We start from the raw sequence: 19,771 nt of genomic DNA, 5'->3' as shown, positions 1-19,771 counted from the left end.
ACGCTGGTGTCATGACAGCCATCGCCCTGGGCATCCCGCTCGCCGTGCCCGGCGTCTCGGGCGCGGCGGTCGACACCGAGGGCATGCCCACCGAGGGTCCGATGATCGACACCTTCGGTCGTGCCGCCCGTGACCTGCGCGTCTCGCTGACCGATCGCTGCAATCTGCGCTGCACCTACTGCATGCCGGCCGAGGGCCTCGACTGGCTCCCCGGCGACGCCGTTCTCTCGGCCGACGAGATCATCCGGCTCATCACCATCGGTGTCACCGAGCTGGGCATCGAGGCCGTCCGGTTCACCGGCGGTGAGCCGCTGCTCCGCAAGGACCTGCCACGCATCGTCGAGGCCGTCTCGGCACTGCCCGGGCACCCAGAGACCTCGGTGACCACGAACGGCCTGGGACTGCGTCGTCACGCGAGGGCACTGGCCGACGCGGGGTTGAGCCGGGTGAACGTCTCCCTCGACACCCTCGACCGCGATCGCTTCGCGGCCATCACCCGCCGCGACCGCATCGCCGACGTGCTCGACGGTCTCGCCGCGGCCGCCGAGGCCGGCCTCACGCCGGTCAAGGTGAACGCGGTGCTCCATCCCGACGGCGGTCTCGACGACGCCCCGGCCCTGCTGGCCATGTGCCTCGAGCACGGCTTCTCGCTGCGGATCATCGAGCAGATGCCGCTCGACGCCGAGCACCAGTGGTCGCGGGCGGACATGATCACCGCCGATCAGGTCGTCGAGCGGCTCTCGCGCGACTACGTTCTCGTGGCCGACACCGCGCCACGCGGATCGGCACCGGCGCAGACGTGGATCGTCGACGGCCACCACGTCACCCATGCCGACGGCACCGTCACGCCCGCGCGGGTCGGGATCATCGCCTCGGTGACCCGCCCGTTCTGCGGCGACTGCGACCGCACGCGCCTCACCGCCGACGGTCAGCTGCGCACCTGCCTGTTCTCGACCACCGAGACCGATCTGCGCGCACTCCTGCGCACCGGCGCCGACGACGCCGCGATCGCACTGGCCTGGCGTGGCGCGACCTGGGGCAAATTGCCCGGGCACGCCATCAACGACCCCGGGTTCCTCCAGCCCACCCGTCCGATGTCCGCGATCGGCGGATGAGCGTCGACCGCGGCACCGTGGCGGTGCAGGTGCGCTACTTCGCGGCGGCACGCGCAGCCGCCGGTCACGACGAGGAGACCGTCGAGATCGGGTCGTCGGCGACCGTGGGCGACCTGGAGTCCGCTCTGGGGCGCGAGAACCCGGCGTTGGCGCAGGTCCTGCGGCGATGCACCTACCTGCGCGACTCCGTCGCCGTACGCGACCGTTCCCTGCCGGTCGCCCCGTGCGCCGTGATCGAGGTTCTACCACCGTTCGCCGGTGGCTGAGGTCACAACTGCGTATCTGTGAGATCCCGACTGCGCGACCACTTTTCGAGTGTCGACGGAACCATTCCCACCCACGTGAATCCATGCCCGATCCGCGCTGTGACCTTGTTCACATCACGGGGCGATAACGGATCGGACACGGACCGGCTATCAGCGCTGTGGCCTGCGATGACGACCGAAACGCGTTCGTCATACATGGCGACACGTCCACTCGTTCGTCATGCGAAGGTATGACACACCTGAGACGACCACGTAGCGTCTCGTTCGGCTGCACCTGTGGCCACACCCGAAACAACATGTTCTGTCTGCCGCGCCAAACCTCGTTCCGTGGACAGAGCCTCCAGAGACACACTTCAGGAACGAGGGCGGGGGACCCACCTCCGACATCGACGGTCACGACCGCCGGCATCGGAAACGGAGCTCGTCATCAATGACGAGTCCCTCGGGGTGAAGCTCCGCCTCGCGGAGCCGGGCAACCTCTCAGCCCGAACCCGACAGCTGACTTCGTCGGCGCGTGGAGAGAGGAAACAACAGCTCTATGTCCGGACGTCATCGCAAGCAGTCATCCGCCACCCGTACCGTCGCCCGAGTGGCCGTGACCTCCGCCGTTCTCGGCGGTGGCGCCACCCTCCTCATGGGAGTGGGCAACGCCTCGGCCGCCACTGATGCAGAGTGGAACCAGGTCGCACAGTGTGAGTCGGGCGGCAACTGGGGAATCAACACCGGCAACGGCTACCAGGGCGGGCTGCAGTTCAGCCAGAGCACCTGGGCCGGCCACGGCGGCACCCAGTACGCACCCACGGCCAACGAGGCCACCAAGGAGCAGCAGATCGCTGTCGCCGAGCGCGTGCTCGCCGGCCAGGGCAAGGGCGCATGGCCCGTCTGCGGCACCGGCCTCGGCGCCCCGACCCCGCGTACCGCCCCGACCGACGTGCCGAAGCTCCCCGAGTTCAAGGCACCCGACTTCAACGGCAAGGCCTCGGCCCCCGTGAAGTCGCTGGAGGAGGCCGCACCGGCCAAGACCACCGCCGACGTCAAGAAGCAGGTCGACGAGGCTGTCGCCAAGCCCGGCGTGAACCCGGCCATCGCCGCGTTCTGGGAGCAGGCCAAGCGCAGCGGCTTCCAGCTCGACGCCGGACAGATCGCTCTGTTCAACCAGAACAAGGGACTTCTCCCCCTGCCGTGATCTCCTGACACGGCTCGCAGTCGAAGGGCCCCGCACGTGACCTCGCCGTCCGTGCGGGGCCCTTTTCCATTCCCAGACCGTGCCGAAACTCCCGCCGAGCGGGCCGAAGATGTCCGCCGAACGTGCCGAGACGTCAGGCCGAGCCGACCCATTCGTCGGTGCCGTCGGCGAAGACCTGGTGCTTCCAGACGGGCAATGCCTCTTTGACGTCGTCGACGAGGCGGGCACAGGTGTCGAAGGCGGCGCGACGGTGGTCGGCCGCGACCGCGACAACCAGAGCCGCGTCGCCGATCACGAGATCACCGACGCGATGCGAGACCGCGATCGCGCGGACCCCGTCCGATTCCGCGGCGACCTTCGCGACGACCTCGGCGACCACGTCGCCGGCGGTGGGGTGCGCCGAGTAGTGCAGTGCGCGCACATCGCGACCCCCGTCGTGGTTGCGGACCGCGCCGATGAACCCGACGACCGCGCCCGCGGCACCGCCGGCGGCGTCGACCACGGCACGCTCGTGGTCGGCGAGGTCGATGGGCGCGTCGGTCACGACAGCGCGTGCGACGACCGCGGCCATCAGTGGTCGCCGCCGCGGATCTGATCGAGGGCGTGGGCGAGCACCGGGTCGAGGACCGCGAGACCGTCCTTCACGCCGCCGGTGGAGCCGGGGAGGTTGACGATCAGGGTCGAGCCGGCGATACCCGCGGTTCCACGCGAGAGGATCGCGGTGGGCACCTTGTCGACACCCGCGGCGCGCACGGCGTCGGCCAATCCGGGGATCTCGCGGTCGAGGACGGCCCGGGTCTGTTCGGGCGTCAGGTCGGTGGGGTGCAGTCCGGTGCCGCCGGTGGTGATGATCAGCGACACCTGCGCCCCGACGGCGGCGCGGAGCGCGTCGCCGACACCGTCCCCGTCGGCCACCACGACGACGTCGTCGACCTCGATGGACCGCTCGGAGAGCCAAGCGGCGATCACGGGCCCGGTCCGGTCGGCGTAGACACCGGCCGCGGCGCGGGTCGAGGAGACGACGACGCGCGCGGTGTGGGCGGTCATCGCGACCAGGTGCCGCGTTTGCCGCCGGACTTGGTGAGCAGTCGGATATCGGTCATGCTCGCCCACGGATCGAGTGCCTTGACCATGTCGTGCAGAGTCAGACCGGCGACGGCGACGGCGGTCAGCGCCTCCATCTCGACACCGGTGCGATCCGACGTCGCGGCGGTCGCGGTGACGTCGATGCTCTCGGCCGCGATCGTGAAGTCGACCGTCACCGACGAGAGCGCCACCTGGTGGCACAGCGGGATCAGGTCGGGAGTGCGTTTGGCGCCCATGATGGCCGCGATGCGCGCAGTCGCGAGGGCGTCGCCCTTGGCGAGCGCGCCGTCGGACAGGGCGTCGATCACCTGGGCGGTGGTGCGGAACGTCCCACCGGCGACGGCGACACGGTCGCTGACCGACTTTCCCCCGACATCGACCATGCGCGCGGCACCGGTCGCATCGATGTGCGTCAGACCGGAGGCGACGGGATCCCCGGGGAGGTCGTCACCCGGTGATCGCGGATCAGACACCGATCAGCGGTTGGGCGTGGTCTTGGCGTGCGTGTACGGCAGCTGGTCGACCGGCAGCGGGAACTCGACGTCACCGAAGGGCGACAGCGCTCCGGAGATGCTGGCGGCGAACTCCGACACGGCGTGCTCGTGATCACCCTCGTCCGACTGGGGCCAGCCGTTGTCGACGTATCTCTTCTTTTCAGCCACGGCGATCATTCTGCCATGGGAGCGGTCCCTATCATCGGTGGGATGAGTTCTGGGGATCGACGCGACGGCTCGATCGATGCCGCAGGTCCCGGCGGGCTCGCGGCCGACCTCGGCGCACGCACCGACGACCAGCTCGTCGCGTTGATGGCGGCGCGCCCCGACCTCGCCAGTCCCCCACCCGCGGGCACCGCGGTCCTCGCTCAGCGCGCCCTGGCCGGACCGTCGATCAACCTCGCGGCCGACGACCTCGATCTGCTCACGGTGGCCGTGGCCGAGCAGACGATCCGCCTCGGCACCGACACCGATCGCCGACGCATCGGTGTCCCCACGTCGGTCGACGCGGTCGTCGGGGCGCTCGACGGGCGGGCCGAGAAAGACGACATCGTCGCGCGACTCGATCTGCTGCGCACCCGCGCGCTCGTGTGGGGCACCGACACCGAGCTGATGACCGGCGCCCACACCCCCGCGCTGCTGCCCACCCGGGCACTGCATCTCACCGGCCCGTTGGCCGATCGGACCCTCGCCGACATCGCCGAGACGCTGTCGTCGGTGAGTGAACGCGAGCGGGAACTGTTGGACACCCTGGCAACAGGGTCGCCGCTGGGTCGCACCCGCGACGCCGCGCCCGACGCCGACCCGCAGCGCCCCGTGCCGCGGCTGGTGTCGCTGGGTCTGCTGGCCCGCGTCGACGACCAGACCGTCGAGCTCCCACCTGTCCTCGGACAGTTGCTGCGTGGCGAGAAGCCCAGCGAGCCACACGATCTGCGCGAGCCCGCCCTGGTCCCGGTGACCGGGGCACGGAAGTTCACCGTCGCCGACGTCGAGGCGGCCGCCGGTGGCGAGGCCCTGGAACTGCTACGCCACCTCACCGACACCGTCGACGCGCTGGGCACCACGCCGGCACTGGTGTTGCGGGCGGGCGGCCTCGGCGTCCGGGAGCTGCGCAAGCTGAGCAAGACGACCGGGATCGACGCCACCCGACAGGGTTTCGTGGTGGAGCTGCTCGCCGGCGCCCGATTCATCGACAGCGGATTCCCCGATCCGCCCCTGGAGAGCGGCGAGCCGGCGTGGGCGCCGACGGTGTCGGCCGACCCGTGGCTCCACCAACCGCCCGAGCGGCGCTGGTTCGCCATCGCCGACGCCTGGCTGACGTTGCCACGACGGCCCTGGCAGATCGGCGAGGCGAGCACCGAGGGCGCACCGATCCCCTCGCTCGCCGGTGACCTCTACGACGTCTCGGCGGTGGTCGAACGGCGAATGGTGTTGACCGCGTTGGCCGCCGGCGCGACCGGCAAGTCGATCGACCCCGACGCGTTGATGGCCCTGATCGCCTGGCGACACCCCCGGTGGCAACGACGACTGTCCCGGCGGCTCGTCGATGCCACCCTGGAGGAGGCGCGCGCACTGGGTCTCGTCGCGCACGGTGCCCTGACGGCGTCGGGCCGCGCCCTGCTGACGATGGCCGAGCGCGACGTCACCGCGGTCGACGTCGACAAGCCGGTCGTGGCCGCGATGGCCAAGGCGCTGCCTGACCCGATCGACTTCTTCCTCACCCAGGCCGACCTCACGGTCACCGCGCCCGGACCGCTCACCGCAGAACTGTCGGCCGAACTCGCGCTCGTCGCCGACCTCGAATCCGGCGGCGCCGCATCGGTGTATCGCGTCACCGACACCTCGGTGCGCCGCGCCCTCGACACCGGGCGCACCGGCACCGAACTGCTCGGATTCTTCACCGCGCACTCCAAGACCCCGGTGCCACAATCGCTCGAGTACCTGATCGACGACGTCGCGCGGCGCCACGGTCAACTGCGCGTCGGTGTCGCCTCGTCGTTCATCCGGTGCGAGGACGCGACGACGCTGGCGGCTGTGCTGTCCTCGCCGGTCACCGAGGCGCTGGCGCTCCGGGCCCTCGCCCCCACGGTCGCGGTGTCGCAGGCACCGTTGCGGCAGGTGCTCGACGAACTGCGCGCGGCCGGATTCGCACCCGCGGGCGAGGACAGTGCGGGCGATCTGGTCGACCTGCGTGAGCGCGGCGCGCGTGTGCCCATCCAGCGCAATCAACGTCGATCGGCCCGCCGACCACCCACCCCGAACGCCGACCAGCTGGCGACGGTGGTCACCCGCATGCGGATGCAGGACACCGCCGTCTCCGCGGTCCCGGCGCACTCGACGAGCGCGGTCCGTGCCGGCGGTGGCGAGCCGGCCACCGCCCTGTTGCAACTGGCGATGCGCGTGGGCCGCGAGGTGCGGATCGGCTACGTCGACGCGCACGGCTCGGCGAGCAAACACGTGGTCGTCCCGAAGCTCGTCGGTGCAGGTCAGCTCGTCGTGAACGATGCCGACGGCGCCGACGAACGCTACGCCCTGCACCGCATCACCTCGGTGGAACTGCTCGAGGGCTCCTAGCGCCGACAGCGTCAACTACTTGTCGTTGACATCTACGATCGGGAGCCCTTGCGCGGTTCATGATGCTCTGGACGGTCGCGGACTTCGCGGCGTTGTAGTTCGGCATTGCCGATGCGCGGACTTTCGCCCGCTGATACAGCTCCGCATCAGCGGGATGAGACAAGAGCCAATCCCTGAACACCCGCTGATGAGCGGTTGCCCATGCGTCGGGTCGGAAGAAGTGCGCAATCCGTTCCCTCACTCCGTTGACCTCGAACAAGAGAACTTCGTGGGACGTCACGCCGCTGCCCGCTCGCCATCCGTGCATCTCCAGACGCGCGCGATAGCCGTCCAGTTCGTTGTCGGTCGCCAAGCGTACGGCCAGATCGATGATCGGCTTGGCCATCATTCCCGGGATCGCGGTCGAACCGATGTGCTCGACGAGCCAGTGAGGGTTGCCATACCGCCGAAGGTGGGCTGCAGCACGATCGAACGATGACGGCCAGTTGGAGTCGTACCGCGCAACACGATTTCACCGTATCGGGTCCGCTGGAAGGCGTGACGAGCCGACGTACACAGATCACACGCATGCGACCAGGCGTGTGGATATTCCGCACGACGCCGCTCATCGGTGCATTCTGTGTACGCCGTCGCCCTTGACCCCGCTCACGAACGACCCTGCGGAGAAGCCCGCGACACGGTCTGCGAAAACCGTGGACAATGGATCGGTGACCGAAGGCCCTTTGATCGTCCAGTCCGACAAGACCCTGCTCCTCGAGGTCGACCACCCCGATGCGCCCGCCGCGCGTGGCGCGATCGCGCCGTTCGCCGAGCTCGAACGTGCCCCCGAGCACGTGCACACCTATCGCATCACCCCGTTGGCGCTGTGGAACGCGCGCGCCGCCGGTCACGACGCCGAGCAGGTGGTCGACGCCCTGGTCAGCTTCTCCCGCTACGCGGTGCCCCAGCCGCTGCTGATGGACATCGTCGACACCATGGGCCGCTTCGGCCGTCTGCAGCTGGTGAAGAGCCCGGTGCACGGCCTCACGCTGGTCAGCCTCGATCGCGCAGTGCTCGAAGAGGTGATGCGACACAAGAAGATCGCGCCGATGCTCGGCGCGCGGCTCGACGACGACACCGTCGTGGTGCATCCGTCCGAGCGCGGTCATATCAAGCAGCTGCTGCTCAAGATCGGTTGGCCTGCCGAGGATCTCGCGGGATACGTCGACGGGGAAGCACATCCGATCGAGCTCGCCGAGACCGACTGGGAGCTCCGCGATTACCAGCAGATGGCGGCCGATTCGTTCTGGGCCGGCGGCTCGGGCGTCGTCGTGCTGCCATGTGGCGCGGGCAAGACCATGGTCGGTGCCGCGGCGATGGCCAAGGCCGGTGCCACGACCCTGATCCTGGTGACGAACACCGTCGCCGGACGGCAGTGGAAACGCGAGCTCATCGCCCGCACGTCGCTGACCGAGGAGGAGATCGGCGAGTACTCCGGTGAGCGCAAGGAGATCCGTCCGGTCACCATCGCGACGTATCAGGTGATGACCCGTCGTTCCAAGGGCGAGTACCGCAATCTGGAGCTGTTCGACTCCCGCGACTGGGGACTCATCATCTACGACGAGGTGCACCTGCTGCCCGCGCCGGTGTTCCGGATGACCGCCGACCTGCAGTCGCGCCGCCGCCTCGGCCTCACCGCGACGTTGGTCCGCGAGGACGGTCGCGAGGGCGACGTGTTCAGCCTGATCGGGCCGAAACGCTATGACGCGCCGTGGAAGGACATCGAGGCACAGGGCTGGATCGCGCCCGCGGACTGCATCGAGGTCCGGGTCACACTCACCGACGAGGAGCGGCTGCAGTACGCCGTGGCCGAGCCGGAGGAGAAGTACAAGCTCTGCTCGACCGCGCACACCAAGGTCAACGTGGTGAAGTCGATCCTGGCCCGCCACGAGGATGCGCCCACACTGATCATCGGCGCCTACATCGATCAGCTCGAGGAACTCGGTGCCGCGCTCGACGCGCCGGTGATCCAGGGGTCGACCAAGAACAAGGACCGCGAGATCCTGTTCGAGCAGTTCCGGCGCGGCGAGGTCTCGACTCTGGTGGTCAGCAAGGTCGCCAACTTCTCCATCGATCTGCCCGAAGCGTCTGTAGCCGTGCAGGTCTCGGGAACGTTCGGGTCACGTCAGGAGGAGGCGCAACGCCTCGGCCGGCTGCTGCGACCGAAGAAGGACGGCGGTCAGGCCCACTTCTACTCGGTGGTCTCCCGCGACACCCTCGATGCCGACTACGCCGCGCACCGGCAGCGTTTCCTCGCCGAGCAGGGCTACGCCTACCGCATCACCGACGCCGACGACCTGCTCGGACCGGCGATCGGCTGAGCAGGCCGTTCAGGTGGGTGTGCCCGACGGCGGCGCGAGGCAGTAGCCGACGGGGCGCGGCAGCGCGAACCCGACGGCCCGACTGCCGTCCGGACAATCCGGCGTGATGTCGCCCGCGGTCCGGCGGGCGACCTGCACGATGGTGTTCGATCCGCGGGCGATCGCGGTGCATGCACGGTCGACGAACGCCGATCGTGAGCCGATCTCGTAGCACCGACCTTCGCGGAGATTCGGTGACAGACACAGTGATCCGTCTCCGGACAGCGAGACCTGGTCGTAGGCCGGGCCCGGGCACTGCGACCGTGACAGGTCCGACGTACTCGCGACGTAATAGGTGACCTCGTCGCGGCCACAACTGGCCCGCCGGACGCTGACCTCGTCGTTGTCGGCGTTGCGCACCGAGACGCAGTCCCCCACGGCGACGTCGTCCGTCGAGTCGACGCGGTTGTGGATGTTCGTGAACGCGAACACCGCGACGGCGATCACGAGACCGAGGATGACGACCAGCGCGACCCAGAGGATCGGGGGCACCGCGCGTCGTCGCGCCGACGGCAGCGGCGGGTACCCGCCGTAGGGCGATGGGGGGCCGAGAGGCGGCGGCCCGAAGCCGGGGTGGGTCACGGACTCGTTCCTGTCATTGCGGGGTCAGCAGGGATGCGCAGTAGGTGAGCGGTGTCGGTCGGGTGAACTGCAGCGGTGTCCCCTGCGTGCAGACGTTCACCGATGCGGACTCGATCCGGTCGACCACCTTGATGGCGAGGTTGCCCGCATTCGGAGAGGCTGTCGCACAACTGATCTCGGCGAAGTCGACGATCGAACCGTTCGCGGTCGGGAAGACGTAGCACTTGCCGGTCCGCAGATTCGGGACCAGGCAGAGCTTCCCGCGGTCATCCTGGGTCAGTTGGGCGTCGAGGGGATCGCCACAGACACTGAACTCACTGTCGGTCTTCTGCGCGACGATGAAGCTGAAGGACTGCGCGTCGCACGATGTCTTCTTCGGTGTCGCGTCGTTCTTCTCGCCGGTCACGGTGATGCAGCTTCCCACCGACACGTCGTCGATGCGGGTGATGGTGTCGCGCGTCAGCACGGCGGCGGCCACCACGATCGCGCCGATCAGCGCGATGATCACCCCGACGGCGAGCAGGACCCACTTCAGGCGGGAACGCCGCGGCGGTGGTGTGCCGTACGGGTTCATCCCGTAGCCCATCGCGGCCGACGGGACGCCGGGACCGTACGGGCCGGGTGCCGCCGGGAACGGGGTGGGTTGTCCCGGTGGCGGGTAGTACGGCATCTGCGGTGCCGGGTTCGGGGCGCCGACGGGCGGGTACCGGGGAGGCGGGTGATACGGCGGCGGATCGTGTGGGACCGGATCGTGCGGGGGCGGCGGGACCGGCGGACCTCCGTCGGCCGGGGTCCATCCGGGCGGCGTCGAGTCCTCGGGACCGGTCATCACACTCTCTCCGCTTCCTCGGGTCTGCGCCGAATGGGGCTGCCCTCATCGGTACTGGAGTCGAGACTACTGCCATCGTCGGGCAGCTCGAGGAGGGTGTGACAGCCTGGAGTGCATGACGACCGTTGCCCGCCTGGCGCCGTTCGCGACCACGATCTTCGCCGAGATGTCGCAGCTGGCCGTCGAGCACGACGCCATCAACCTCGGTCAGGGTTTCCCCGACACCGACGGTCCGCAGTCCATGCTCGACGCCGCTCGTGCCGCGATCGCCGACGGCCAGAACCAGTACCCACCCGGTCCCGGCATCCCGGCGCTCCGTCAGGCCGTCGCCGATCACCAATCACGCCGTCTCGGAATCGATTATGACCCGGACACCGAGGTCCTCATCACCGTCGGGGCCACCGAGGCGATCGCGGCGGCGGTCGTCGGGCTGGTGGAACCCGGGCACGAGGTGGTCCTCATCGAACCGTTCTACGACGCCTACGCCGCGGCGACCGCGATGGCGGGCGCATTCCGGTCCACCGTCCCGCTCGTCGCCGACGGCGACGGTTTCGTCCTCGACCGCGATGCCCTTGCGACGACCATCACCGACAGCACCGCCATGGTCATCGTCAACAGCCCGCACAACCCCACCGGGACGGTCCTCTCCGACGACGACCTCGCGGCGATCGCCGACGCCTGCATCCGCCATGACGTGATCGTGCTCAGCGACGAGGTCTACGAACACCTCGTCTTCGACGGGCGCCCCCACGCGACGATCGCCGCGTTGCCGGGGATGGCCGAACGGACGTTGCGCGTGTCGAGCGCGGCCAAGACGTTCAACGTCACCGGGTGGAAGGTCGGCTGGATCTCCGGTCCCGCGCGTCTCATCGCCGCGGCGCGCACGGCCAAGCAGTTCATGTCCTATGTCGGCAGCGGCCCCTTCCAACCGGCGATCGCGCACGCGCTGGATCACGAGATGGAGTGGGTCGACGCGTCGTGTGCCGCGCTGGAGCGCAAGCGCGATCTGCTGTCGGGCGCGCTGCGCGAGGTGGGTTTCGACGTCCACCGGACCGAGGGCACGTTCTTCGTCTGCGCCGATCCGCGGCCCCTCGGCTACACCGATGGCGAACAGCTGTGCCGGGACCTGCCCGCACGGATCGGGGTCGCTGCGGTGCCGGTCAGCGCGTTCGTCGACCGGCGTGACAATTGGTCGCACCTGGTCCGATTCGCGTTCGCCAAGCGCGACGAGGTACTGGTCGAGGGGGCAGAGCGCCTGCGCGCGCTGCGACGGTGATCCGCAAACCCCCTCGCACAGGTGTTCGATCGCCGCTAGACTGGGTGCATGAGTACGGCCGGGTTGCAGGGTTCCCTGTTCGACGAGGTGACCGATGAGCCCTCCTGCGCCGACCTGGCGCCGATCGTCACGAGGCGCACCCTCACCGACGGCGCGTGGGTCGATGTCGCGCCGGGATGGGTCGCCGGTGCGGCGCAGCTGCACGAGCGCCTCACCGACGATGTGCCGTGGCGGGCCGAGCGACGCGCCATGTACGACCGCGTCGTGGACGTGCCCCGGTTGCTGTGCCAGTACGGCGAGGGTGTCGCGCTCCCCCATCCACTGCTCGTGACGATGCGCGACGCACTGTCCGAGCACTACCGCGGCGAACTGCCCGAGGGTTTCGCGACCGCCGGCTTGTGCCTCTATCGCGACGGATCCGACAGTGTGGCCTGGCACGGCGACACCATCGGACGCGGCAGCACCGAGGACACGATGGTGGCGATCGTGTCTCTCGGCGCGCCCCGCCCGTTGATGCTGCGTCCGCGCGGCGGCGGTGCTTCGTTGAAGTTCTTTGTCGCGCAGGGCGATCTGCTCGTCATGGGCGGGAGCTGCCAACGCACCTGGGAGCACGCGATACCCAAGGTCACCGGTGTGGGCCAGAGGATCAGCGTGCAGTTCCGGCCCACCGGAGTGTGGTGACGTAGCGTCGCCCCGCTACGCAGCCGGGTACAGGTGCACCCGCGGCCAGGTGATGTCGAACCGCCCGTTCACCACCGGAGTGGTGTCGGACCGGTTCCGATGTCGCTCGAAGAGTTCGTCGATGCGGTGAAGGTGGTTGGCGCGGAGTTGATCAGGTGGGTCGGTGTTGCGGCGCCATCCGTAGCGGCCCTTGTCGGGTCCGTCGGTGATCTTTTCGGTGACCCATTGGTGCGGTTCTGCGCCGACGGCCCGGTTGTGGGGTCCACACGCCGGAGCCAGGTGCGGGGAATCTGTGAGACCACCGTCAGCCCAATCAGCTTCGGCGTGATGCATTTCGGTGTGCGCGAACGGTGTCGTGCAGTCGTCCTTGCTGCAGCCGCCGTACTGGGTGAAGGCCATGAACCGTTGCGCCTGCGACGCCAAACGTTGGGACCGGCCGAAGAACAACGGTTCGTTGGTGACGTCGCTGAAGACGGCCAGGTGGGGCTGCGCTTCGGCCGCGAGCTTCACGACGTCGCTGATCGGCAGGTCACTGCCCGTGGCGGTGCGTGCTACACCGGCATGCTCACGCAGCTGTGCGTCGGTGATCGAGACGATGATCTGCGGCGGCAAACCCCGATGGGAGTTGCCGAGGAGTCCGCCGTTGACCGCAGCATCGAGCAAAGCTTTGAATGCGTCATGGTTCCGCTGACTCTGCGAGCGGCAGTCGCGGTCGGCTGCTTCCTTCAGCAGCTCGGGGTTCGCGTCCTCATGGTCACCTTTGGGTGACTGGTCGTCGTCGGGATTGTTCATCCCCGGCGCCGCCCACTTGGCGAGCACCACGTCGAACAGGGCGCGGGTGATCGGATCGAGTGTGGCGGTGAGTTTCGACATCAACTGCGAGTCCTGGCACCCGAGGTTCAGTTTCCGGTTCCTGGCGCGGTCGTGGTCGTCGGTCAGTGTTCCGTCGGGGTCGAGATGCGCCAGGATCCGGACTCCGGCGGCGCCGATCTCTTTCGGCGTGAGTGTGGTTGCGAATTCGGCCAGGACTTCCTCTGCCCGCGCCCGCTGTTCCACGCCGACGGCCGAGGGGATCTTCTTCAGCACGTCGAGAACCGCGTGCACGTGATCGAGTCCGATCGTTCCGGCGGCCAACTCGCGCGCGGTGTTCGGGCACGCCGGTGGCAGTTTCTCGCCGGTCATCGCGTGCATCGGTTCCAGCGCCTGGACCGCCTGCAAACGTTTCTTGGGATGAGTGATCCGCAGTTTGGTCTGCAGGAACTCGGTGACGGTCACGCACCCCACGGTGCGGTGGGCGTCACGATCGGAGACCTCGAGGATGCGCTGGTTACCGATGGACTCGAATTGACGCACAACGCTGTGGTGGTCGATCGCCAGTTGCGCGACGGTCTCGTCGTCGTGGGCGTCTGCGGTCTCTTTCGCGATCTCCTTCACCAGGGCTTGCAGGGCAGCGTATTTCGCCACGAGATCGCTCACTGACTGCCCCCTCCCCAGGTGTGACTGTACGTCTATTCTAGCACGTGTGTTCGAGGTGTGGAGGATTGAATTCAGTGAATGTTGTTCACTGTGAACGTATTTCGTGTGGGAGGTTGGGTTCTACTGCCGCTGACGGTGCGGAAGCCGGACGCCGAGTGTGCGTTGTCTCGTCGTCGGCAGGCGCGACGTTGTCAGCACACTCGACGGCCGTTTCCACACAGTCAGCAGTACCTACGGCCGTTTCCACACAGTCAGCAGTACCTACGGCCGTTTCCACACAGTCAGCAACTGGGTGGCTAGCCGGTGGAGTTGTTGACCGCGAGGCAGTAGCCCAGTGGAGTGGGCTTCTCGAACGTGATGGGGATGCCGTCGGTGCAGTCGATCTCGGTGGCGTCCTCACGATTCTTCACCGTGACCACCTGGGCTCCACCCTCGGCCGGCTCGGCACCGCACTCGACCTCGGTGAAGTCGGTGATCGATCCGCCCGGACCGGCGAGCTGATAGCACTTGTCCACCTGCATGTTCGGCACCAGGCACAACTTGCCCTTGTCCTCCTGCGTCAGCTGGGAGTACTGCTCGTTGGCGCAGTTCGCACCACCGTCGATCTTCTCGGCGACCACGAAGTTGAATGTGTCGCTGCCGCAGTCGACCGTCTTCGGCTTGGCGGCAGTACTGCTGCCGCTCACGGTGATGCAGTCGCCGGCCTTCGCGTCGTTGATGTCGGTGATGGTGTCCTTGGAGGCGACCACGCCGATGATCACGACCACCACGAGAAGCAACACCACGACGCCGCCGATGATGGCGAACAACTTCTTGCGCGACTTCTTCGGCGGTGCGCCGTAGGGCGCGGCACCGTAGGGCGGAGGCGCACCGTAGGGCGCGGCGCCGGGGCCACCAGGCTGCGGCGGAACCCCACCGGGAGGGATCGGCGCCGATCCAGGCGGCGGCCCTGCCTGCGGGTAGGTCGGCGGAGACGTCGGGGGCTCACCCGCGGGAATCGACGGTGACGACTCGTCCGGCTTCGGATCATCAGGACTGGTCACAACTGTTCTCCGATCATCGCGGGCGGTGATCGGAGAGAAGTTACAGCGCCTTCCGGTCGAAAGCGACTGTTACCGACGGGAGCGAAAGTGTCCTCGTGACCGTCAGAGGTCGAAGGTGACGCCCGTCAGCTTCTCAGACGCGACCCACAACGACTGCGCCACACTCTCGTTGCGCGCCTTGGGCAACGGTTTGGTGAGCGTCGGCGCGCCGCGCAGACCACCGAGGCCACGGGGACCGTAGAAGGCACCCGACGCCGCCTCGGGCGAGGTCGCCGCGTAGAGCTCGGGCAGCGCGCCGTCGGCCGCCGACTGGGCGACGAGATTGCTCAGCTTCATGAACCGGTCGTAGAACGACTCGGTGTGCGACTGCAGATTCGTGCTGGCGTAGCCGGGATGGGCGCACATCGACGACACCGCCGACCCCGACCGGCCGAGCTTGCGCGCCAGTTCGAACGCGAACATGAGGTTCGCGAGCTTCGACTGACCGTAGGCCGACCACCGCTCGTAGCGACGGTGGTCGTAGTTGAGGTCGTCGAGATCGATCTTGCCGATCGCGTGGGCGAACGACGACACCGTGACCACCCGATCGGTGATCTTCGGCAGCAGCAGCCCGGTCAGCGCGAAGTGGCCGAGATGATTTGTACCGAACTGCATCTCGAAGCCGTCGGCGGTGCGCGACTTCGGGACGGCCATCACGCCGGCGTTGTTGATCAGCACGTCCAGGTGGTCGATGCCTTCGGCGAACGCCCGCACCGACGACAGGTCGGCGAGATCGAGCGCGGCCACCGAGGCGTTCGGTCCGATCTCGGCGGCGACAGGCTCGGCTTTCGACACCGTGCGGCAGGCGAGGATCACCGTCGCCCCCGCGGCACCGAGAGCCTTCGCCGCCTGGGCGCCGAGACCGCTGTTGGCGCCGGTGATGACCACCGTGCGGCCGGTCTGATCCGGGATGTCGTTCGTCGACCATGTGCTCACGCGCCGATGCTACCCGGGCGCCGCGCATGGGTAGGGTCGCGAGCATGGCCGACCCCGTGACCCCGGAGCCACCGACCCCGGAGCCGTTGACGTTCGCCGATGTCGACGACGCCGCGTCCACGCTCGCCGGTGTCGCCCACCGGACCCCGGTGCTCACCTCCACCGCGATCGACGACGCCGCCGGCGCGCACCTGTTCTGCAAATGCGAGAACCTGCAGCGCATGGGCGCCTTCAAGTTTCGCGGCGCCTACACCGCGGTTGCACGTCTCGACCCTCAGGTGCGTCGGCGCGGTGTCGTGACCTATTCCTCGGGCAATCATGCGCAGGCGTTGTCGCTGGCCGCGCGACTGCACGGCATCGACGCGACCATCGTGATGCCGCACGACGCACCCGCATCCAAGGTCGCCGCGACGCAGGGATACGGCGGGACCATCGTGCGGTACGACCGCTACACCGAGGACCGCACCGCGATCGCCACGGAGATCGCCGAGCGGACCGGGGCGACGGTGATCCCGCCGTACGACCATCCCGACGTGATCGCCGGCCAGGGCACCGCGGCGCTCGAACTGCTCACCGACGTGCCCGATCTCGACGTGCTGCTGGTGCCGTTGGGCGGGGGCGGGTTGCTCAGCGGCTCACTGCTCGCCGCGGGCGGTCTGGCCCCCGACACCCGCGTCTACGGGGTGGAGCCGGCGGCCGGTGACGACGGCCTGCGTTCGCTGCGGTCGGGATCGATCGTCACGATCGACCCGCCGCGCACCATCGCCGACGGCGCCCAGACCACCCACCTCGGCGACCACACGTTCCGTGTCATCGCCGAGCGGGTCACCGACATCCTCACCGTCGAGGATTCCGAACTGATCACCGCGATGCAGTTCGTGGCGACACGCGCCAAAGTGGTCATTGAACCGACCGCGGCGCTGGGGGTGGCCGCGGCACTCGACGCCCGACACGGGTTCAGCGGTCTGCGCATCGGCGTGATCCTGTCCGGCGGCAACGTCGATCTCGCGCGCCTGGCGGCCCCGACACCGTAGAACCCCCAGGTTTCAGCGGCGGCCGCGCAGGATCGACAGGGGCTTGCGGATCAGTCCGTCGACGAGATCGGTGATCGGCGACTCCCCGTTGGGCAGGAGGTCGATCGGGGCGTACAGCTCGGTTGCCGCACCGCGGCCGCGCAGGGTGATCGCACCCATCGACACCCATTCCCACATCTCGTCGTGCGCCACGATCTCGGACCCGGCGTCGTCGTCGGCCTCGTCGTCGGTCGCGGGCGCGTCACCCAGCAGATCCGCGACGGCCGCGCCACCGGCGAGCACGTTCGACTTGGCGCTCTTCGCCACCTCGGCGAGACGCGCGCACTCGTTCACCGGATCGCCGATCACGGTGTACTCGTACCGGGTCTCCGCGCCGATGTTGCCGGCGAACACGCGCCCGGCGGACACACCGATGCCCACCCGCAACGGGTGCAGGGCCTCGAGTTCGGCGCCCAGTTCGCGGGCCGCGCGCAGGGCCGCGGCCGACGGGTCCTCCATGGGGTTCGGTGCACCGAACACCGCGAGGGCGGCGTCACCCTCGAACTTGTTGATGAAGCCGTGGTGGCGTTCGACGACCTCGGCGACGATCGTGAAGAAGCGGTTGAGCATCTCGGCGACGACGGTGGGGTCGGCCGACTCGGCGAAGCGCGTGGAGCCCTCGATGTCGACGAACAGCACACCGACGTCGGTGTTGACCCCGTGCATGCCGACGTCGTGCGACAGGGCCTGTGCGGCGACCTCGCTGCCGACGTGGCGCGCGAACAGGTCGCGCAGGCGTTCACGTTCGGTGAGGCCGTCCACCATCTCGTTGAAGCCGTGCTGCAGCACGCCGAGCTCGGAGGAGTCGTAGACGTCGACCTTCGTGTCGTATTCGCCCTCACCCACGCGGTCGACAGCACGCCGCATACCGCGCAGGGGGTCGGTGATCGACTTCGACACCAGTGCGATCGCGCGGGCACCGCTGAGGAGACAGACCGCGGCGAGGACCACGGTGGGGACGTCGAGTGCGGTGTGGCTCGGCGGCACCCAGCCGATCGCACGGCCGATGTTCATCATCAGCATCCCGACCAGGGGCACGCCGCTGCACACCACCCAGAGCACGATCATGCGTTCGCGGACACCGAGCATGGGCCGACGCGGCGGTGCGTCGCGCATCGCCGCGGCGACCATGGGACGGCCCGCGCGCTCGAGCACCATGTAGGTGACACAACCCGAGGACGCCCCGGCCAGCGCGAAGGCGCAGCTGACGATCAGCATCTGGATGGGCGAGGCGTCGGCGCTGACCACCGCATAGGTCAGGACACCGGCGGCCCAGCCCATCGCGGTCGCGACGACGCCGTGCATGGGCATCCGTTGCACCGAACGCCGGCGATGGGCGTCGGCGGGCTCACCACTGGTGAACCATGCGGTCTGCGGGCGCACCATCGACACGCCGGCGATGAGGTCGACGACCACACCGACGATCAACGCGAGGGTGACCGCGACGATCGAGGTCTTCGCCTCGGAGATCAACGACAGATCGCCGCCGCTGGTGACCAGGGCGACGAGGATGACGGTCTCGATGCCGACCGCGACGTTGGCGACCACGATGCCGAGCACCGCGATCGTCATGAGTCGGCGTGCCACGGTCCGTCGCTCGGCCGGGTCGATCGATTCCCAGTCGCGCCCGGCGAAGGGATAGTCGCCGGCGACCGACCGCACCAGGCCGAAGCCCGGGAGTCGCGACGGGTTGAGGAGACGCTCGCGAGTGCTGCGGCCACCGAGTCTGCGGACCCGTGCTGTCGCACGTCCTGTCATCTCCGTCACCGCCTTCCCCGAATCCGCGCCACCTAACGCAACACCTTTTGCGAAATCGTACATAACGCAACCGACATTGCGTTAGGCTCGGCCGCGTGGCCACGCCCCAGAAGACCCACCGACGCGGTAAAGCGGTCGTCGACGGGGTGCTCAATGCTGCGGTGAACGAGCTGCTCAACACCGGTTTCGACGGCGTCACGATCGCATCGGTGGCCGAAGCCGCGGGCGTACATGTGACATCGGTCTACCGGCGCTGGAAAACCAAGGAACAACTCATCACCGATGCACTGCTGAGCCACATCGACATCGGTTCGGTGACCGTCCCCGACACCGGCGACCTCCGCAGCGACCTGGTCGAGCTCACGATCGGGCTCCGCGACTCGCTCTCGTCGCCCCAGAGCAAGGCCCTGCTGCGCCTGGCGACCATGTCTCTCGACTTCGACCGGCTCGACGAGGCCCGGCGGCGACTCGTCGACGACCGGATGACCACCGTCGGCGTGATCCTGGAACGCGCCCTGGCCCGCGGCGAGATCACCGAGACCGTCGATCACCGACTCGCGCTCGAGTCGCTCTACGCGCCGATCTACGCCCGGCTGCTCCTCACACACCAACAGGTCGACGAGGAGTATCTGACCGGCCTCGTCGACCTGCTGGTGCACGGCATCGCGCCCCGCTGAACGGTCAGCGGCGCAGCACAAGCTGCTGGTAGGCAGCGCGGTACGCGGCGCGCTCGATCTCACGCCGGTTCTGTCGACGCAGATGTCGTTGCAGCCGTTCCTCATCGCTCAGCTCCACCGGCTCGCGCCGCGGACGCAGACGCGTCCACACCGACCGCAGGTCGAGGCCGCGGGATGCCCACACAACGTGCGATGTACTCATCGTCTCTCCTCCGATCGGTGTGTTCCTGCAACACATTTCACCGACGAACGTAGACGTGTCGTCCAGGCACGTCGACTGA

Annotated in this window: 20 protein-coding genes, 1 pseudogene and 1 riboswitch; of the genes and pseudogenes, 9 read left to right on the top strand and 12 right to left on the bottom strand. The window is 68.5% G+C overall.

What is annotated here, in order from left to right; all coding sequences use genetic code 11:
- The first annotated feature begins 83 nt into the window (after positions 1-83).
- The 3 genes from moaA to OG579_RS18510 all read left to right on the top strand — a co-directional run bounded on the left by moaA (position 84) and on the right by OG579_RS18510 (position 2,567).
- Entirely contained in the window at positions 84-1,115 is a 1,032-nt protein-coding gene (gene moaA / locus OG579_RS18520; RefSeq protein ID WP_328859291.1) for a GTP 3',8-cyclase MoaA, read from the top strand.
- Positions 1,112-1,381 (top strand): MoaD/ThiS family protein, encoded by a 270-nt coding sequence (locus OG579_RS18515; RefSeq protein ID WP_408068700.1) that lies wholly within the window; start codon positions 1,112-1,114, stop codon positions 1,379-1,381. The genes moaA and OG579_RS18515 overlap by 4 nt, the downstream gene beginning before the upstream one ends.
- 390 nt (positions 1,382-1,771) lie before the next feature.
- A riboswitch (cyclic di-AMP (ydaO/yuaA leader) is annotated at positions 1,772-1,910 on the top strand.
- 9 nt (positions 1,911-1,919) lie between these two features.
- Positions 1,920-2,567, top strand: a complete 648-nt coding sequence (locus OG579_RS18510; RefSeq protein ID WP_328857135.1) for a transglycosylase family protein — start codon at positions 1,920-1,922, stop codon at positions 2,565-2,567.
- A 133-nt stretch (positions 2,568-2,700) separates the two neighbouring features.
- On the opposite strand, the gene OG579_RS18505 is transcribed toward OG579_RS18510, so the two are convergent.
- From OG579_RS18505 to OG579_RS18490, 4 genes are read right to left on the bottom strand one after another with little or no spacing between them, the layout of a single operon-like run.
- Positions 2,701-3,138, bottom strand: a complete 438-nt coding sequence (locus OG579_RS18505; protein ID WP_328857134.1) for a molybdenum cofactor biosynthesis protein MoaE — start codon at positions 3,136-3,138, stop codon at positions 2,701-2,703.
- Positions 3,138-3,614, bottom strand: a complete 477-nt coding sequence (locus OG579_RS18500; protein WP_328857133.1) for a MogA/MoaB family molybdenum cofactor biosynthesis protein — start codon at positions 3,612-3,614, stop codon at positions 3,138-3,140. The genes OG579_RS18505 and OG579_RS18500 overlap by 1 nt, the downstream gene beginning before the upstream one ends.
- Positions 3,611-4,126 carry a cyclic pyranopterin monophosphate synthase MoaC gene (gene moaC, locus OG579_RS18495; RefSeq protein ID WP_328857132.1) on the bottom strand — a complete coding sequence of 172 codons (516 nt, stop codon included), beginning with the start codon at positions 4,124-4,126 and terminating at the stop codon, positions 3,611-3,613. The genes OG579_RS18500 and moaC overlap by 4 nt, the downstream gene beginning before the upstream one ends.
- 3 nt (positions 4,127-4,129) lie before the next feature.
- Positions 4,130-4,324, bottom strand: coding sequence for a hypothetical protein (locus tag OG579_RS18490; RefSeq protein WP_045824154.1), 195 nt, complete (start codon positions 4,322-4,324; stop codon positions 4,130-4,132).
- Positions 4,325-4,357: 33 nt separating this feature from the next.
- On the opposite strand from OG579_RS18490, the gene OG579_RS18485 reads away from it, so the two are divergent.
- A complete protein-coding gene (locus tag OG579_RS18485) occupies positions 4,358-6,721 on the top strand; it encodes a helicase-associated domain-containing protein (protein ID WP_328857131.1) in 2,364 nt (787 codons plus the stop codon).
- On the opposite strand, the pseudogene OG579_RS22015 reads toward OG579_RS18485, so the two are convergent.
- A pseudogene (locus tag OG579_RS22015) lies at positions 6,690-7,214 on the bottom strand (GrpB family protein); the annotation flags it as partial. The gene OG579_RS18485 and the pseudogene OG579_RS22015 overlap by 32 nt on opposite strands.
- Before the next feature lie 214 nt (positions 7,215-7,428).
- Between OG579_RS22015 and OG579_RS18480 the strand changes: the two are divergent.
- Complete coding sequence (locus OG579_RS18480) at positions 7,429-9,081, top strand: DNA repair helicase XPB (protein WP_055787853.1); 1,653 nt, start codon at positions 7,429-7,431, stop codon at positions 9,079-9,081.
- A 9-nt stretch (positions 9,082-9,090) separates the two neighbouring features.
- On the opposite strand, the gene OG579_RS18475 is transcribed toward OG579_RS18480, so the two are convergent.
- Positions 9,091-9,702 carry an LppU/SCO3897 family protein gene (locus OG579_RS18475; RefSeq protein WP_328857130.1) on the bottom strand — a complete coding sequence of 204 codons (612 nt, stop codon included), beginning with the start codon at positions 9,700-9,702 and terminating at the stop codon, positions 9,091-9,093.
- A 13-nt stretch (positions 9,703-9,715) separates the two neighbouring features.
- Complete coding sequence (locus tag OG579_RS18470; RefSeq protein WP_328857129.1) at positions 9,716-10,531, bottom strand: LppU/SCO3897 family protein; 816 nt, start codon at positions 10,529-10,531, stop codon at positions 9,716-9,718.
- Positions 10,532-10,646: 115 nt separating this feature from the next.
- On the opposite strand from OG579_RS18470, the gene OG579_RS18465 reads away from it, so the two are divergent.
- Entirely contained in the window at positions 10,647-11,807 is a 1,161-nt protein-coding gene (locus OG579_RS18465; protein ID WP_328857128.1) for a pyridoxal phosphate-dependent aminotransferase, read from the top strand.
- 48 nt (positions 11,808-11,855) lie between these two features.
- Positions 11,856-12,488: an alpha-ketoglutarate-dependent dioxygenase AlkB gene (locus tag OG579_RS18460; RefSeq protein ID WP_328857127.1), complete on the top strand. Its 633-nt coding sequence runs from the start codon at positions 11,856-11,858 to the stop codon at positions 12,486-12,488.
- 15 nt (positions 12,489-12,503) lie between these two features.
- Here OG579_RS18460 and OG579_RS18455 read toward each other — a convergent pair whose 3' ends face one another.
- The 3 genes from OG579_RS18455 to OG579_RS18445 form a co-directional block, all read right to left on the bottom strand.
- Entirely contained in the window at positions 12,504-13,964 is a 1,461-nt protein-coding gene (locus tag OG579_RS18455) for a DUF222 domain-containing protein (protein ID WP_328857126.1), read from the bottom strand.
- A 296-nt stretch (positions 13,965-14,260) separates the two neighbouring features.
- On the bottom strand, positions 14,261-15,007 hold the full coding sequence (locus OG579_RS18450; RefSeq protein ID WP_052689025.1) for an LppU/SCO3897 family protein: 747 nt from the start codon (positions 15,005-15,007) through the stop codon (positions 14,261-14,263).
- A 102-nt stretch (positions 15,008-15,109) separates the two neighbouring features.
- Complete coding sequence (locus OG579_RS18445) at positions 15,110-15,982, bottom strand: oxidoreductase (RefSeq protein ID WP_045824191.1); 873 nt, start codon at positions 15,980-15,982, stop codon at positions 15,110-15,112.
- 44 nt (positions 15,983-16,026) lie between these two features.
- Between OG579_RS18445 and OG579_RS18440 the strand changes: the two genes are divergently transcribed.
- A complete protein-coding gene (locus OG579_RS18440) occupies positions 16,027-17,016 on the top strand; it encodes a threo-3-hydroxy-L-aspartate ammonia-lyase (RefSeq protein ID WP_328857125.1) in 990 nt (329 codons plus the stop codon).
- Between the two features lie 12 nt (positions 17,017-17,028).
- On the opposite strand, the gene OG579_RS18435 is transcribed toward OG579_RS18440, so the two are convergent.
- Positions 17,029-18,813 (bottom strand): adenylate/guanylate cyclase domain-containing protein, encoded by a 1,785-nt coding sequence (locus OG579_RS18435; RefSeq protein ID WP_328857124.1) that lies wholly within the window; start codon positions 18,811-18,813, stop codon positions 17,029-17,031.
- Between the two features lie 95 nt (positions 18,814-18,908).
- On the opposite strand from OG579_RS18435, the gene OG579_RS18430 reads away from it, so the two are divergent.
- Positions 18,909-19,490 carry a TetR/AcrR family transcriptional regulator gene (locus tag OG579_RS18430; RefSeq protein WP_328857123.1) on the top strand — a complete coding sequence of 194 codons (582 nt, stop codon included), beginning with the start codon at positions 18,909-18,911 and terminating at the stop codon, positions 19,488-19,490.
- Between the two features lie 4 nt (positions 19,491-19,494).
- Here OG579_RS18430 and OG579_RS18425 read toward each other — a convergent pair whose 3' ends face one another.
- On the bottom strand, positions 19,495-19,692 hold the full coding sequence (locus OG579_RS18425) for a hypothetical protein (RefSeq protein WP_328857122.1): 198 nt from the start codon (positions 19,690-19,692) through the stop codon (positions 19,495-19,497).
- Positions 19,693-19,771: the final 79 nt, after the last annotated feature.

This window comes from Williamsia herbipolensis, from assembly GCF_036153515.1.
In the GTDB taxonomy this organism is placed as follows: Bacteria; Actinomycetota; Actinomycetes; order Mycobacteriales; family Mycobacteriaceae; genus Williamsia_A; species Williamsia_A herbipolensis.
The sequence above is the reverse complement of the archived record's forward strand: the minus strand, read 5'-3'. Positions and strand labels throughout refer to the sequence as shown.

Coding starts and splice junctions, on each gene's coding strand:
- OG579_RS18485 (WP_328857131.1), top strand. CDS start 4,358: ATGAGTTCTGGGGATCGACGCGACGGCTCGATCGATGCCGCAGGTCCC.
- moaA (WP_328859291.1), top strand. CDS start 84: ATGCCCACCGAGGGTCCGATGATCGACACCTTCGGTCGTGCCGCCCGT.
- OG579_RS18460 (WP_328857127.1), top strand. CDS start 11,856: ATGAGTACGGCCGGGTTGCAGGGTTCCCTGTTCGACGAGGTGACCGAT.
- OG579_RS18515 (WP_408068700.1), top strand. CDS start 1,112: ATGAGCGTCGACCGCGGCACCGTGGCGGTGCAGGTGCGCTACTTCGCG.
- OG579_RS18505 (WP_328857134.1), bottom strand. CDS start 3,138: ATGGCCGCGGTCGTCGCACGCGCTGTCGTGACCGACGCGCCCATCGAC.
- OG579_RS18440 (WP_328857125.1), top strand. CDS start 16,027: ATGGCCGACCCCGTGACCCCGGAGCCACCGACCCCGGAGCCGTTGACG.
- OG579_RS18470 (WP_328857129.1), bottom strand. CDS start 10,531: ATGACCGGTCCCGAGGACTCGACGCCGCCCGGATGGACCCCGGCCGAC.
- OG579_RS18510 (WP_328857135.1), top strand. CDS start 1,920: ATGTCCGGACGTCATCGCAAGCAGTCATCCGCCACCCGTACCGTCGCC.
- OG579_RS18425 (WP_328857122.1), bottom strand. CDS start 19,692: ATGAGTACATCGCACGTTGTGTGGGCATCCCGCGGCCTCGACCTGCGG.
- OG579_RS18500 (WP_328857133.1), bottom strand. CDS start 3,614: ATGACCGCCCACACCGCGCGCGTCGTCGTCTCCTCGACCCGCGCCGCG.
- OG579_RS18465 (WP_328857128.1), top strand. CDS start 10,647: ATGACGACCGTTGCCCGCCTGGCGCCGTTCGCGACCACGATCTTCGCC.
- OG579_RS18435 (WP_328857124.1), bottom strand. CDS start 18,813: ATGACAGGACGTGCGACAGCACGGGTCCGCAGACTCGGTGGCCGCAGC.
- OG579_RS18490 (WP_045824154.1), bottom strand. CDS start 4,324: ATGATCGCCGTGGCTGAAAAGAAGAGATACGTCGACAACGGCTGGCCC.